The sequence below is a fragment of the Metabacillus bambusae genome (assembly GCF_017497975.1).
Taxonomy (GTDB): domain Bacteria; phylum Bacillota; class Bacilli; order Bacillales; family Bacillaceae; genus Metabacillus; species Metabacillus bambusae.
The window spans coordinates 42,208-58,109 of the sequence record NZ_JAGDEL010000009.1; the positions used below are offsets into that span (position 1 = coordinate 42,208).

13 protein-coding genes are annotated in these 15,902 nt (G+C 36.7%); 12 read left to right on the forward strand and 1 reads right to left on the reverse strand.

Annotation, left to right across the window (positions count from 1 at the left end; all coding sequences use genetic code 11):
- Positions 1–354: 354 nt before the first annotated feature.
- The 7 genes from I7822_RS13325 (at position 355) to I7822_RS13355 (ending at position 5,542) form a co-directional block, all read left to right on the forward strand.
- Positions 355–726: a DUF488 domain-containing protein gene (locus I7822_RS13325; protein WP_207978898.1), complete on the forward strand. Its 372-nt coding sequence runs from the start codon at positions 355–357 to the stop codon at positions 724–726.
- A 589-nt stretch (positions 727–1,315) separates the two neighbouring features.
- Positions 1,316–1,846 (forward strand): RNA polymerase sigma factor SigY, encoded by a 531-nt coding sequence (gene sigY, locus I7822_RS13330; protein ID WP_207978902.1) that lies wholly within the window; start codon positions 1,316–1,318, stop codon positions 1,844–1,846.
- Entirely contained in the window at positions 1,846–2,178 is a 333-nt protein-coding gene (locus I7822_RS13335; RefSeq protein WP_207978903.1) for a YxlC family protein, read from the forward strand. The genes sigY and I7822_RS13335 overlap by 1 nt, the downstream gene beginning before the upstream one ends.
- A gap of 2 nt (positions 2,179–2,180) precedes the next feature.
- Complete coding sequence (locus I7822_RS13340) at positions 2,181–2,387, forward strand: transcriptional regulator (protein WP_207978905.1); 207 nt, start codon at positions 2,181–2,183, stop codon at positions 2,385–2,387.
- Between the two features lie 278 nt (positions 2,388–2,665).
- A complete protein-coding gene (locus I7822_RS13345) occupies positions 2,666–3,568 on the forward strand; it encodes an ABC transporter ATP-binding protein (RefSeq protein WP_207978906.1) in 903 nt (300 codons plus the stop codon).
- Positions 3,561–4,391 (forward strand): ABC transporter permease subunit, encoded by an 831-nt coding sequence (locus I7822_RS13350; protein WP_207978908.1) that lies wholly within the window; start codon positions 3,561–3,563, stop codon positions 4,389–4,391. The genes I7822_RS13345 and I7822_RS13350 overlap by 8 nt, the downstream gene beginning before the upstream one ends.
- 221 nt (positions 4,392–4,612) lie before the next feature.
- The gene (locus I7822_RS13355) at positions 4,613–5,542 is read left to right on the forward strand and encodes a 1,4-dihydroxy-2-naphthoate polyprenyltransferase (RefSeq protein WP_207978909.1); all 930 of its coding nucleotides are present in this window, start codon (positions 4,613–4,615) and stop codon (positions 5,540–5,542) included.
- Positions 5,543–5,862: 320 nt separating this feature from the next.
- On the opposite strand, the gene I7822_RS13360 is transcribed toward I7822_RS13355, so the two are convergent.
- Entirely contained in the window at positions 5,863–7,356 is a 1,494-nt protein-coding gene (locus I7822_RS13360) for a peptide MFS transporter (protein ID WP_207978910.1), read from the reverse strand.
- Positions 7,357–7,660: 304 nt separating this feature from the next.
- On the opposite strand from I7822_RS13360, the gene I7822_RS13365 reads away from it, so the two are divergent.
- The 5 genes from I7822_RS13365 to I7822_RS13385 all read left to right on the forward strand — a co-directional run bounded on the left by I7822_RS13365 (position 7,661) and on the right by I7822_RS13385 (position 15,007).
- Entirely contained in the window at positions 7,661–9,484 is a 1,824-nt protein-coding gene (locus tag I7822_RS13365; protein ID WP_207978915.1) for a sigma 54-interacting transcriptional regulator, read from the forward strand.
- Between the two features lie 274 nt (positions 9,485–9,758).
- Positions 9,759–10,955, forward strand: coding sequence for an iron-containing alcohol dehydrogenase (locus I7822_RS13370; protein WP_207978917.1), 1,197 nt, complete (start codon positions 9,759–9,761; stop codon positions 10,953–10,955).
- Between the two features lie 29 nt (positions 10,956–10,984).
- Positions 10,985–12,334 carry a GntP family permease gene (locus I7822_RS13375; RefSeq protein ID WP_207978919.1) on the forward strand — a complete coding sequence of 450 codons (1,350 nt, stop codon included), beginning with the start codon at positions 10,985–10,987 and terminating at the stop codon, positions 12,332–12,334.
- Between the two features lie 40 nt (positions 12,335–12,374).
- On the forward strand, positions 12,375–13,832 hold the full coding sequence (locus I7822_RS13380; RefSeq protein WP_207978921.1) for a CoA-acylating methylmalonate-semialdehyde dehydrogenase: 1,458 nt from the start codon (positions 12,375–12,377) through the stop codon (positions 13,830–13,832).
- A 335-nt stretch (positions 13,833–14,167) separates the two neighbouring features.
- A complete protein-coding gene (locus I7822_RS13385; RefSeq protein WP_207978923.1) occupies positions 14,168–15,007 on the forward strand; it encodes an oxidoreductase in 840 nt (279 codons plus the stop codon).
- Positions 15,008–15,902 lie beyond the last annotated feature (895 nt).

Consider the following 15,902-nt stretch of genomic DNA (forward strand, 5'->3'; position numbering starts at 1 on the left):
GAAGCGCGTTGTGAACTTTACTAAACATGCGTACAGAGCTTCAATGATGGGTTATGTACATTACTCGTGACTTCATCCATTTACCTTAGTTAATATTTCGTGATACGAAATATTAACGATTCTACATTATACGCCGCTTTGAATAAAAGTCAACAAATAGACCCTAATGGGTTTAAAGGAATATGTGAGAAACGTGAGAAATCCTATAAAAAAGAAATTAAGTTCATCAAAGGGCAAATCCAATAAATGTAGTTTTTTTATGGGGAAATAATTGTTGTAAGGTCTCACCTGAATTTTGTTCTGCAGTTAAAGGGTAGATCGTGAAGTTACAAAATGAATAAAGGAGATGATAGTATGCCAGTTACGATCAAACGTATTTATGATGAAGTGTGTAAAGATGATGGTGTCCGTGTTCTTGTAGATAGATTATGGCCAAGAGGTCTTGCAAGGGAAAAGGTGAAAATTGACTATTGGATGAAACATGTAGCTCCATCAACTCATTTACGTAAGTGGTTTTATCATGATCCTGTAAAATTTTGTGAATTTAAGGAGAGATATATAGAGGAGCTAATGAATGAAAAAGAAAAAAATTCACAACTAGAAGAATTAAAGAATCTAGTAGCAGAGAATAGGAATGTAACATTAATATATTCTGCAAAGGATCAGAAGCATAATCAAGCAGTGGTTTTAAAGGAAATTCTAGAAAGGCAAAAAAAAACAAGATGACATAGTTCTAAAGTCATCTTGTTTCACTTTACTTAATTATCGTTTAAATCTATTTACATTCGTATTTAATTGATTGGACAATTTATTAATCAAAGTTGAACGGGATACAACCTCTTCTATAGAAGCTGTTGTTTCTCTAGCCCCTTAAAAAAATAGATATATTTGTTTATCATACTTTTTATTTAGGAATAAAGGTGTGACTTTTGTCACGTTTCATTCCAATTTTAAGGATTTTAGTTAGCTGTTTTAGATGTATCATAGATTATGTGCATTTATTATCAAAGGCTGTTTTCGCAAACTTTGTTGCTATTAACCAAGTAAAGCGGTGTGGTTGATTGCAGCGAGAGTTGCTCGCTTTCCGCGGGGCTGGCGGCGGTGAGCCTCTTCGGCGTAAACGCCTGCATGAGTCTCACCTGTCCCGCTGCTCCTGCATGAGTCTCGCAATCCGTTCCAATCAACCTGAATTAGTTTTTGTTTTAAAAGCAACAATCTTTTAGAAAAGAGCCTTATCAAAAAATATTTAAATGAACGGTTAAAGGAAAACAAACGTCTAATAGATAGAACAAACAGAAAGGGGGCTTGTCATCGATTGGATCAGGTAGAAGAGAGCAAACTAGTTAACGACGCAAAACGTGGGAACGATGAGGCGTTTACCGAACTGTTTCAGATGAATTATAGGTTCTTATATAAATATTTAATCAAACTGACCCTTCACCCTGATCAGGCGGAAGATCTTATTCAAGAAACAATGCTAAAAGCATATGTCCACCTTCAAAGCTTTAAGGGAGAATCAAAATATTCAACATGGCTTATTTCCATTGCATCCCGATTATTTATTGATCAACAACGAAAGGAAGTAAGGGATAAAAAGCGATATGAAAAGGTTAGAGATGACGTAAAACAAAAAATGAAATGGAATGTCATGATAAATGGACAGGAATGGACGATCTATCTGGAGTTGTTTGCAAGACTAGATCCAGATATTCGTACTCCTATTTTACTAAGACATTACTATGGATTCACGTATCCAGAAATTGCAAAGATACTCAATCTTAAAGAAGGTACAGTAAAAACCCGGGTTCACAATGGTCTAAAGCGGATAAGAAAGGAGTTGCAGTGATGAAAGAGAACAATGAAGACGAATGGATCAGCCATTTAGTTAAGGATTTGCAAAAGGTAGAGGAAATGCAAGAAACGGAAATTCCTGAAGCCTATCAACTAATGCATTCCCTAACGAAATTTAAAGCTGAACGTAAAAAGGCTTATAAACGGGAAATGGTAGCATTTTTAGTAACAGCTCTACTTATTCTAATTTCATACTCAACAATTGCCTTTAAAATGATGACTGTTTTTATATGGATTCAAGGGTTTGCATTGCTCTTAATTCCGATTATTTTTATGCTTGAAAAAAAACGAAGAAGGAAGCAGCGAAATGAGGTGACTATGTTTTGATAATGGATATTGAAGTTTTAGTGGTGATTCTTCTAGTAGCACCTATCCTCCTTACTCAGGGCATTCTTTTATTTGTAGATGCAAAGAAAAAGGGGACATATTCTTGGTTTTGGGGTATATGGGGATTGATTCAATTTCCATGGCCGAGTTTGTTTTATTATTTCTTTGTGATTAGACCATATCGAAAAAGGTTTCGTAGGATCGAATAATAATATAGATTAAGGGAAAATAAGTGGGAAAATTAAAAATAGTTTATTGTTGGCCAAAGATAGCGATGTAATATGGATAAAAATATTGATGCTAATAAAATGCCCCCTACTTTAGGAGAAATCCTATTGTAGGGGGTGTTTTTTATTAGGTTTCCCCTACTATTACTGTAAAAGAGGTTCCTAGTCTAAATAAGGAAGCGCACATTTTCTATTTATAAAAACGATTGTTAAGTTCGTATCGTCATATAAGCATAAGAGGAAAAGCGGAGGTGTAACAGTTGATAACTGTAAACAATATTCATAAGCAGTTTGGTTCACAGCCTGTATTATCAGGGATGAGTTTCACGGTGAAGAAAGGGAGTATTGTTGGGCTACTGGGCCCGAATGGCTCTGGGAAAACGACGATGATTAGGCTGTTGAACGGTGTGATTCAGCCGGAGCAAGGAACTATGAAAATTAACGGTTTTAACCCTTTGAATGATGGAAATGTAATCCGTCAAATGAGTGGTATTGTCACAGAGGGTGCAGGACTCTATCACGAAATGAGCGGAGAAGATAATCTATTATTTTTTTCACAAATTTATGGAGTCAGGAAAGCAATAAAACGAGTGAATGAATTGCTTAAAGACTTTGATCTTTATGCCCATCGTAAAAAGAAAGTTGGAACATATAGCACTGGAATGAAGAAGCGACTTGCACTAGCGAAGGCACTGCTTCATAAGCCGAAGCTTTTATTTCTAGACGAACCAACAAACGGCCTTGATCCTGATGGAATAAGGGATGTTATGAAATATTTAACAAAACTGAATAAAACGGAGCAAACAACAATAATAATTTGCTCTCATGTTCTTCGGCAGTTGGAGGATATTTGCCACTCATATGTATTTATGGAGAAGGGAAGTGTCCTAGCACAGGGAACAAGGCAACAATTAGAGAAAGGCTTTATAACAGACATTTCGTTAAGGGTAGAAACCGGACTCAAATTGGATTCAACTGCATATTGTGGGTACCCTGTTGAACGGGTAAATGAAACTACGATACTCTTTACTCTTCCTTCAAAAAGGGAGATATCACCTTTATTAAATGAGATCTTAAAGGAAACCTGGGTACATTCAACAAACATTGAAAATATAAGCTTGGAGTCAATTTATTTTGAAGTGAGGCGGAGAAACGATGAATAAAGGAATGGTGTGGATCATTGCAAAAAAAGATATAAAATCGATCCTTGCAATCAAGCAGATATTACTTCCAATGTTGATTTTACCAATAATGCTATGTGTTATAATGCCGGGTATTCTTGTTTATCTTCTTCAATCTAATAATCTTTCATTTCTAAACGAGATTGATCAAATGATGAGTTTAGTAGGGACAATACCTGGGGATGATGGGGAGTTAATAAGGAGTCTTCCGACTAAAGAGAGACAGGCGATTTATTTATTCGTAAATTACATGCTTCCGTCTATGTATCTGCTTGTACCAGTTATTTCTTCAATGATGATAGCTGCCAACAGTTTTGTCGGAGAAAAAGAGAGACGGACATTAGAAAGCTTGTTATTTGCGCCAATTGCGATCAAGGATTTGTTTATTGGTAAAATGCTTGCAGCCTTTATCCCATCGATGAGTATTTCGCTTGGAGGTTTTCTATTATGCTCATGTTTCATTAATATCCTTACTTATGGACAATTTGACCGTTTTCTCTTTTTGACGGTGGATTGGCTGTTGTTTGTTTGTTGGGTTGTTCCTTCTCTTACAGCACTGACGATCTTACTTAATATTCTTATATCTGCACGTGTAAAGGGATTTCAAGAAGCACAACAAATAGGAGGAGCTACGGTCTTGCCAATAATCGGTCTATTACTAAGTCAGGTAAGCGGGTTATTTTTTTTCAATCCAACGATTATCCTTTTAATAGGTTTCACTCTCATTGTTTTATGCGTTTTTTTATTGATCAGAATTGCAAAAATGAATGAACGTCACATCCTGTTTGAAAAGCAGGTACATTGAAAAGATAGGATATAGAACAGTAAATAGGATCACATTATTAAAGAGTATCTGTAATTGCAGATGCTCTTTTTCATTGCTTAGGAAATTAATCATGTATAATGTTTATGTATGAATGAACGAACATCTAGAGAAGTTCAGTTAAATGAATAAACCAGTAATTAAATAGTACTTATATTTAGTTATAACTAGATGAAAAGGACTTTTAAGAAAGGAAGTTTTATGTGAAAACAAAAAATAGTAATAATCAAAAGGAACCATTAAGTAGAGGTAAAATATTGTGGCAATTAACCCGTCCTCATACATTAACCGCATCATTTGTACCTGTATTGATTGGTACAGTGTTAGCTATGTTTTATATAGACCTTGATGCAAGTCTTTTTATAACGATGCTCTTATCTTGTTTATGGCTCCAAATTGCTACAAATCTGTTTAATGAATATTATGATTTCAAACGTGGGTTAGACACGGAGGACTCTGTTGGAATTGGAGGAGCCATCGTACGTCACGGAATGAAGCCGAAAACGGTTTTAAAGCTGGCATTGGGGTCATACGGAATTGCTCTATTATTAGGTGTATATATATGTATGAACAGTAGCTGGTGGTTAGCTCTTATTGGGGGGATAGGTATGTTAATAGGCTATTTATATACCGGTGGTCCTTTGCCTATCGCTTATACTCCTTTTGGAGAACTTTTGTCAGGACTTTGTATGGGATCAATTTTTATTTTAATTTCCTTCTATATTCAAACAGGTACTCTTAATGTTCAAAGTATCCTTTTATCAATTCCAATCGGAATTTTAGTAGGGGCAATTAATTTATCAAATAATATTAGAGATATAGAAGAAGACACTAAGGGAGGGAGAAGGACTTTAGCTATTTTAATTGGGAGAAAAAGGGCCGTTTATTTACTAGGAGCAATGTTTTTAGTTTCATATTTTTGGGTTACTGGGTTAGTACTAGTTGAATTTGTGAGTCCATGGTTATTACTTGTTTTTCTAAGCTTCCCTAAGCCTGTTCAAGCATTAAAAGGCTTTTTAGGCGGTGCTCATTCTCCTGCACAGATGATTTTAGCAATGAAGGCAACTGCCCAGACAAATACTGTTTTTGGAATCCTTTTATCAATCGGATTATGTATTAGTTACGTTATATAGCAGTTGTTGTCATAGGCCTGTAAAAATTAATTAAGGCTGTTTTCGCAAACTTTGTTGCTATTTAACAGGTAGTGAGGTGTGGTTGATTGCAGTGAGAGATGCTCGCTTTCCGCGGGGCGGGCGGTGAGCCTCCTCGGCGTAAACGCCTGTATGAGTCTCGCAATCCGTTCCAATCAACCTTAAACAGTTTTCGTTTTAAAGCAACAGTCACTTAGAAAAGAGCCTTAATTAAAAAAATCCTCTGGAATTGTGTGTAACAGGACATTCACACAGGATTCCAGGGGATATAAACAAATGCTCATACGAACAAGCAATGAAATTTAACGTACACCTTTCATAAAGCCCTGAATTTTAGGTGATAGGGCAAAAAGAAGGATGCTGAGAAGAATTGCTACTCCTCCAATTACACCAAAGTAAACCATTTCTGTTTCAGGTGTATAGAATTTAACAATTTGTGCATTAATGGCCTGTGCAGCAGCGTTTGATAAAAACCATAAACTCATCGTCTGAGCTGAAAATGCTGCAGGTGCTAATTTTGTAGTAGCTGAAAGTCCTACAGGTGACAAGCATAGTTCACCAAGTACGACAATGAAATAGCTAAGAACAAGCCATAATGGATTGACCAATGAATCTGAACCCGTCAAGTATCCTGGCAACAGGATGACAAGGAATGACAAACCAGCAAATAATAAGCCTAATGAGAACTTCTTAGGAACAGAGGGCTGACGATTTCCTAGTTTCACCCAAAGCCAAGCAAATACTGGCGCTAAAATGATAATAAATAACGGATTTAATGATTGGAACCATGCAGGTGAGATTGTAAAGCCTGCGAACTCTAGATCAGTACGTTTATCAGCATAATGGGCAAGAATAGTTGAGCCTTGTTCTTGAATCGCCCAGAACATAACAGAAGCAATAAATAGCGGAATATAAGCAAGGATTCTAGACCGCTCGACTGCTGTTGTTTTAGGACTACGGTACATAACTATGAAATAGATCGTTGGGATGAGAATCCCTAAAATTCCTATAAGTGCTATAAAGGTTTTAAATGTTAGAATACCGAGTGGGATTGTAACTGCTATTATGATAGCTATAAGTAAAGCAGCTAGTCCAATAATCGAAAAGACTTTTTTCTTTTCAGTTGGTGAAAGCGGGTTTGCTACAACTGTACCTGCAAGACCAAGATTTTTTTTCTTTGTAAAAATAAAGACTAATAATCCTAAAAACATACCGACAGCGGCAATAGCAAAGCCTAAGTGGAAGTTATGCTTCAATCCTACTTCTCCTACAATTAATGGAGCAATGAAACCTCCAAGGTTAATCCCCATATAGAATATGCTAAATCCAGCATCGCGACGGTTGTCTTCTTCACTGTAAATTTCACCTACAACACTTGAAACGTTTGGCTTTAGTAGCCCTGTACCAAGTACAATAAGAACCATAGAGACAAAAAACATGGCTACGCTTCCAGGAATTGCTAATACAATGTGACCAAACATGATCAATATTCCACCGTAAAATATAGCCTTGGACGTACCAAATATTCTGTCCGCAAGCCAACCACCAATTATTCCGGACATATACACTAGTGATCCATAGATCGACATAATGGCAAGAGCCATGTTTTCATCTAGACCTAATCCACCCTTTGATACTTCATAATACATATAAAATACAAGAATTGCTCTCATTCCATAGTATGAGAAACGCTCCCAAAACTCTGTAAAGAAAAGAGTGAATAATCCCTTAGGATGTCCAAAAAATCCTTTTTGAGGAACACTTGCCACAATTTTCTGTTTATTCAAGTCTGACATCATACAACCTCCTTTGTTCTTCTACTATAATACTTTTGTGGGTTAGTGTTGTCAAAAAATAATCATTTTCCTTGTTTTACTATGTTTTTAGGATGTTAGGTTATTATTAAATAATAATGATATTTTATTAGAATAATAGGAAAATTCACCATGTTACCAATTATTTGATAAGTTTTGTTATACTATAATAAAAAGAAGTAAAGATGAGTTTCTTTTATATTTCTTTTTGAAAACGCTTCAAAATTCATCGTTATTGTTAATAGGATACTAGTAGAAACAATATATTTATGAAGTGGGGATGTAAATGGCTATACATGATCTTATCCATAAAGGCAAAGACGAATTGAATCTCGAAAATTTACTTCAGGTAAAAAACTGGATGACGCCAAATCCCTTTTGCATTAAAGAAGGTCAAACAATAAGGGAAGCTGCTGAGATGATGATAGAGAATAGGGTAGACGGTCTCCCTATTGTTACTGATGATATTCAATTTATAGGTATCGTAACATTGAGGCAGGCGCTTTATCATTTTGTAAATGGGCAGGAGAATGAATTAGTAGGAAGTAGTATATTAAAACGGAATTTTGCTGTTATTAATCAATTTGATTCAATTCTTGGTGTTTTTTCAATGCCATATAATCAATTACCTGTCATCGATACATCTGGAATGCTTATAGGAATATTGACAAAGAGAGATATTTTAGATGGCTTCTCAAAATATATTTATAGGCTGCAGCAAAAGCAAAATAGTGCAGAAGTACTGAATGTTATTTTAGAGAGTGCATATGAAGGAATTGCAGTTGTTGACGAGAATGGTATTTTACAAGAATTTAACGAAGCCTATAGTCGTTTTACAGGAATAAGTAGAGATGATGCAATTGGTCGGCATGTAACGGAAGTCATTGATAATACCAATCTCCATCTAACAGTAAAAACAGCCATTCAAGAACGAGGTGTTGTCCAAAATATACAAGGACAAGATATGGTTGTTCATCGCATTCCTATTATTAAAGATGGAAAAGTTGTTGGTGCAATAGGAATGCTCATTTTTGAAGGAGTTACAGAAATATATAAAATATATGAACGGTTACAGGAGAATCATATAAAAGATCAAACGATAGAAAGGCCATTTACCTTAAATAAAGAACAAGATAGTCGTATGACGCTTGATCAAATAATTGGTGTCAGTGATGCGATGACAACGATTAAAAGGTTAGCAAGAAGGGCTGCAAGGACGGCAGCAACTGTCTTAATTACAGGTGAGAGTGGTACTGGGAAAGAAATGTTTGCGAAAAGCATTCACCATTTAAGTCCGTTTGCAACAGGGCCATTTATAAGTGTGAATTGCGGGGCAATCCCTGAGCATTTATTTGAGTCAGAATTATTTGGGTATGAAGAAGGTGCCTTTTCTGGGGCAAGGAAGGGTGGAAAACCAGGGAAATTTGAATTGGCTGATAATGGGACGATCTTTTTAGATGAAATAGGAGAAATGCCGTTAATGATGCAAACAAAACTTTTACGTGTTTTACAAGAGAGAGAGGTTGAACGCGTTGGGGGTATTAAAAAATATCAAATAAATGTAAGAATTATTGCAGCAACGAACCGGAACCTTAAGGGCATGGTAGACAAAGGGGAATTTCGTGAAGATTTGTTCTATCGACTTAACATTATTCACTTACATATCCCCGCTCTTCGCGAACGGAGGCAAGATATACCGATCCTCCTTTCCTATTATATAAAAGAAATTTGTGATAAATACAGGATACAAACAAAATACTTCACACAGGAAGCTATTTCGGCATTTATGCAATATGAATGGAGAGGTAATATTCGTGAAATGCTGAACTCGATCGAGAGTCTAGTTACTTTAGTAGATGGACCTATTATTGAGCTAATGCATTTGTCTGAAACTATGAGAGGCTTTGAAAAGGATGTAATTGAAGAAAGAAAGCCTTTAAGTAGAAAAGGATTAATGGAAGAGGCAAAAATGTATGAAAACGAACGAGAAAAGGAATTGATCATTAAGGCGTTGAAAACTGCTGGTGGGAATAAATCAAAAGCTGCTGAACTATTAGGCATTCATCGAACAACTCTTTATCAAAAGTTAAAAAAGTATAGGGTTACTTGATTGTAGTGTAGTGGTTTCACTACAAAACAACTACAGTTGTAGTGTGTTAACTACAGTTTTTATCATCCAGCTCCAGCGCCTAGCCCCTCGAGGTCATAAGCTAATTTAGAATTGAAGGCAAGGAACGCCTTCTATTCTAAATCATCTTATGCTTGTCGGGGCTGATCAAGGCGCTTGCACTTTTGTTCGGCTAAATGTTAATTTTACAAGATGAAAAAGTTGGCACGCTTCTTGCTTCTTTATATGTATATAGGAAAAAGGAGTGATAAGCCAAGTGGATAAATTTGCTGTTTTTCGTACACCACAAACAATTTTATACGGGCGGGAAGCTTTTAAAAATGTAGGAACAGAAAGTACACTTAGAGGGAAAAGGGCACTCATTGTTAGTGATAAAGTGATGAATCAGCTCGGGCTTGTAAGTCAATGTCAAAGCTACCTTCAAAAAGAGGGAGTGAATAGTGAGATTTATTTAGGTGTTGATTCTGAACCAACAGATCAATATGTTGCAGAATCCTTAGAGCTATTAAAAAAGAAAAAATGTGATGTTGTTATTTCTATTGGTGGAGGAAGCTGTATCGATACTGCGAAGGCAATTGCTGTCTTGGCTACAAATGATGGTTACATTGGTGATTATAGGGCGAACAAAAAAAGTGTAGAGAACACACCAATCGCACATATCGCAATTCCAACAACAGCTGGAACTGGTTCAGAAGCAACAGATGTAACGGTGATAACCAATACATTAAATGACGTAAAGATGATGATTAAGCAACCTGCCTTTATGCCAGATGTAGCGATTGTAGATCCATTATTGACGATTACATCTCCACAGCATATTACAGCAGCTACAGGAGTGGATGCGCTGAGCCATGCGATTGAGGCTTACCTTTCGAAACGTGCTCATCCAATGACAGATACCATTGCGTTATCTGCTATGAAACTATTAGTGGGGAATATTTTAACCGCTTACAATAACGGGGAAGATCTTGATGCTCTTGAGGCGATGAGTTTAGGGTCACTACAAGCGGGTATGGCGTTTACGAATGCCTCGGTATGCCTTGTCCATGGAATGTCCAGACCTATCGGTGCATTATTTCATGTCCCACATGGATATTCAAATGCAATGCTCTTACCTGCAGTTTTAGAATTTAGTAAGGAAGCTTGTATTGACCGTTTAGCAGATTTAGGGCGTATATTTAAGCCTAATGGTATCAATCTGACGAATGAAGAGGCAGCAGAAATAGCCGTTACTTCAGTTAAAAATCTTTGTTTGCAACTAAATATTCCAAACCTTAAAGGCTGGGGAATTGAACGTGGAGCATTTGAGCGTGTTGTTGGTAAGATGGCAGTAGATGCCTTAGATAGCGGAAGCCCAGCTAACAACCCTAGAGTTCCAACTCGAGTAGAATTAGAAGAACTCTATCATAATTGCTTTGATTATCAATTCACAAGTGAAGAAAAGGTTATGTAAATGTAGTTCAGGGGACAGGGGGAAATAAAATGATTGGAATGCTAGGATTGATCGCTTCACTTATCCTACTAATTTATTTAACAATGAAGGGGATTAATATCATTATTGCTGCTATATTTAGTGCAATATTGGTTGCGCTTACAGGTGGCCTGAATCTAGAAACTGCCTTGACTGAGCACTATATGACAGGATTTACATCCTATTTCGCATCGTGGTTTTTAATTTTCTTACTAGGAGCCATTTTTGGTAAAATCATGCAGGCAACTCGGGCAGCAGATAGCATTGCAAATTGGGTAAAGAATACTCTCGGACCATCACGAGCGGTGTTTGCAGTGGTTGCAGCTGCAGCAATTATGACGTACGGAGGGGTTAGTTTATTTGTGGTTGGCTTTGCCGTATATCCAATTGCGGTTTCTTTATTTAAAGTAGCAAATTTGCCCCATCGATTTATTCCAGTTGCTTTAGTATTTGGATCAATATCCTTTACGATGACAGCTCCTGGTTCTCCAGAGATCCAAAATTTGATTCCTACTGAGTTCTTTGGGACAAAACCGACTGCGGGTGGCGTTATTGGTGTGATCATGGCGCTACTTATAATGGTTGTTGGTGGATGGTGGTTAGGGAGAATGGTTAAAAAGGCTGTTCAAAATGGAGAGGTTTTCTCCCTACCAAATGATGCATCGTCAAAAGCAGCAGATGAAATTGCAGCAAGTATAGAACTTGAGGCACAAAGGCCCGAAACAGGATCTACAGATAAAAAATATCCAAATATTATATTTGCGGTGTTACCATTAGTTACCGTAATTGCAATGCTTAACACGATTTCAAACTTTACATCTTCAACAGGTGCTGCATTAATTTCGTTAGCTACCGGAATTCTTATGGCATGTGTATTAATGTTTAACTTTTTACAAGAGTTCTGGGGCGCACTTGCCAAAGGTGCCCAAGATGCTTTGGTTGCAGTAGGGAATACGTGTGCTGTAGTTGGGTTTGGAAGTGTTGCCGCACAAGTTGCAGCCTTTGATACTGTCGTTGATGCTTTAGTTAATATACCTGGACCACCATTAATGGGGTTAGCGATTGCAGTAACACTTATTTGTGGAATAACAGGATCAGCTTCTGGCGGATTAGGAATTGCATTACCAATATTGTCGCCGATTTATTTAGCACAAGGACTTGATCCAGGTGCAATGCACCGAATTTCTGCGTTGGCATCTGGAGGCCTTGACTCACTACCACATAATGGATATGTTGTGACAACAATAAGAGCTATCTGTGGGGAAACGCATAAACGCTCGTATGGGCCAATCTTTATGCTAAGTGTAGTACTACCAACAATTGTATTAGTTTTAGCGGTTATTTTATATTCAATCTTCTAAAAAATATTTTTTATAGCATGTTAAGAGAGGGGAAATTTTTATGACAACAACAACTACGCAAGTTTTAAAGAATTATATTAATGGTGAGTGGATTGACGCTAAAACTGATCAATATCAAATTGTACCTAATCCTGCTACAGGTGAGGAATTAGCACAAGTACCAATTTCTATAAAAGAAGATGTAGATGCTGGTGTTAAGGCGGCGAAGGAAGCATTCAAAACCTGGAGTAAAACACCAGTTCCAAAACGTGCGCGTATTCTATTTAAATATCAGCAGTTGTTAGTAGATAACTGGAATGAACTTGCTAGATTGATTACTTTAGAAAATGGAAAAAGCTTTAAGGAAGCTCATGGTGAGGTTCTACGGGGAATCGAGTGTGTAGAATTTGCAGCTGGTGCTCCATCATTAATGATGGGGAAACAATTACCTGACATCGCTACAAATATTGAATCAGGTATGTATCGTTATCCTGTTGGGGTAATAGGCGGAATAACGCCATTTAACTTCCCGATGATGGTTCCGTGCTGGATGTTCCCACTAGCAATTGCAATGGGCAACACATTCGTTTTAAAGCCTTCTGAAAGAACACCATTATTAGCGAATCGATTGGCAGATTTATTTAAGGAAGCCGGATTACCAGATGGTGTACTTAATATCATTCATGGAGCTCATGATGTTGTAAATGGCCTACTGGATCATAAAGATGTACCAGCCATCTCGTTTGTTGGGTCTCAGCCTGTAGCAGAATATATCTATAAATCCGCCTCAGCAAATGGAAAGCGCGTTCAAGCGTTAGCTGGTGCAAAGAATCACTCAATTGTTATGCCGGATGCCAATTTAGATACTACAGTAAAGGAAATTATCGCTGCTGCCTATGGCTCTGCAGGTGAGAGATGTATGGCTTGCTCAGTTGTAGTGGCTGTTGACGATGTTGTTGAACCACTAATCCAAAAGCTTAATGAAAAAGCAGATGAAATTAAAATTGGCAATGGTCTTGAAGAAGATGTGTTTTTAGGACCAGTCATTCGCGAGGATCATAAAAAAAGAACAGTTAGCTATATTGAAAGTGGAGTAAACGAAGGTGCAACACTCATTCGGGATGGGCGTAAAGATGAGGCATACCATGAAAATGGATTCTTTATTGGACCAACAATCTTTGACAACGTAAACCCATCAATGAAAATTTGGAAGGATGAGATTTTTGCTCCAGTGCTTTCGATTGTACGTGTTAAGAGTCTTGAAGAGGCAATTGAGTTAACAAACCAATCTGACTTTGGAAATGGAGCATGTCTATTCACACAGAACGGCAGTAATGTTCGTTACTTCAGAGAAAACATCGAAGTTGGAATGCTTGGTGTCAATATCGGAGTACCTGCACCTATGGCTTTCTTCCCATTCTCTGGTTGGAAGAATTCATTCTACGGAGATCTCCATGCGAATGGATCAGATGGTGTTGAATTTTATACAAGACGCAAAATGCTAACTTCTCGATGGTAGATTGATTTAGATACTGTTTAAAGTTAGGTATAACTTCTAAAAAAGTAAGCACTCCCAGGTCACAGAATGACTTGGGGGTGCTTTTATTATCTCGTTCTCCAAACATAGGAAGTTAGTAATTAATGGTCTAGTACAATTTCCATGTAATAGATGAAGATGGTATTCTTACACTACTAGATAAACGTAAAAAGATGTGATTAGGAAGGAATTTAATAGCAATGTTAATAGGGAAGGGGGGTCAACAATTATTTTGTTTCCTATAAAAAAGAAGAAACAAAATCGGTCCAACAGACTTCTTCATACTGACTTGTAAATGGGATGAAAGGGGAAAGCGTATGAAACATCAAATTGCAGTTGTAACTGGTTCTTCTAGCGGCTTTGGTTTGTTAACATCATTGGAGTTAGCCCAAAAAGGGTTTCACGTTATAGCAACAATGCGTGATATGACCAAAGGTTTCCCTTTGGTCAATCAAGCTGAACGTCTTGGAGTGAAAGACAGAATCCAATTATTCGAGTTAGATGTTACATCTAATCATTCAATTAATAATTGGAGGATCTTTATGGAGGAACTCGGAAGAATTGATGTTCTTGTTAATAATGCAGGTTATGCTGGTGCAGGCTTTGTGGAGGAGATTCCGGTAGAAGAATATCGAAAACAATTTGAGACCAATGTGTTTGGGGTTATCAGTATCACTCAAGCAGTCCTTCCAATGATGAGAAAACAACGCAAGGGAAGAATCATAAATGTTAGTAGTATAAGTGGTAGAATTGGATTTCCTGGTTTGTCACCATATATAACCTCTAAATATGCATTAGAAGGCTGGAGTGAATCGCTTAGATTAGAGATGAAGCCGTTTGGCATTGACGTTGTTATTATAGAGCCAGGTTCATTTCAAACAAATATTTGGTCATCAGGAAAACAAGTAACTGAAAAATCTTTAAAAGCTAGTTCACCTTACTATGAGCAAATGAAAAAGCTGGAACACCATATTGAGATAGGCGCAAATAAACTTGGTGATCCAGTTCAAGTTGCGAAATTAATTGCAAACATTGCCCAAAAGAAACAAACTACATTACGGTATAAGGTAGGGAAGGGCGTAAAAATAATGATTATCTTTAAATTTGTTCTCCCTTGGAGACTTTGGGAAAAGCTACTATTAAAGCAATTAAAGTGATTATATTTTAGATAATAGCAAATGAAGTAAATCAAATCACTATAGATAATCTTAAGTAAAGCAGTGAGACAATCTTATTATAGGAAACAATATTAGTAGAGTCGAACCTAAAGGATATAAGCAATGTTTTCATGTGTAAAGTATCCAAAAAACCAATGTTTACAATATTGTATACAAGTAAACAAAACGCATACGTGTTGTTTACATAAGAGTAAACATGCATACAAATCCGTACGCATGTTGGTATTGTTGGATGTACACATTTTTCGATCTATTGTGCACTTAAATGTAAACATGTATACCTTTTTGTATACAATTTGCACATCAATGTTTTCTTGTTTGACGACAACTTAATTTATTCTCTTATTTTTAACGGTTATAAAGCTTGATATAAGTTTTTGTGTGAAGGTAATTTGCGAGGGATTATTTTAGTTTTGCAACATCCCTACTCCAATATTACCTTTGCTCTAACATGTATAATATCGGAGTAGACTTGAAATACTTGAAATCTGTATTATGTCAAAGTTTCACATTATTTTAAGGCACTTTTAAACTTGGTTGTTTTTCCGCGGGCTCTCTTGGACTCGCACTCCCCCAGGAGTCTCACGTATCCGTCCCAATTAACAAAGTGCCAAAATCAACAGTGAGCTTTAACAGAACCTATTTAAAGCTTGCATATATATAGAAATTGAATTGCTGTTAGAAATAGTGGTGTCATTTAATCGAATATCCCCGTCAGTTCCTTCTTATGTCATGAGGCACATAGAATTCATATTATTAAACAATATTTACTTTTAAGAGATAAAAAGTAATAGATTTTGTTCTTTGTTTTATTGCCAAGCTCAACATCCACTGAACTTCACACGCCTCATTACGATCAGTCAACAATGAATCG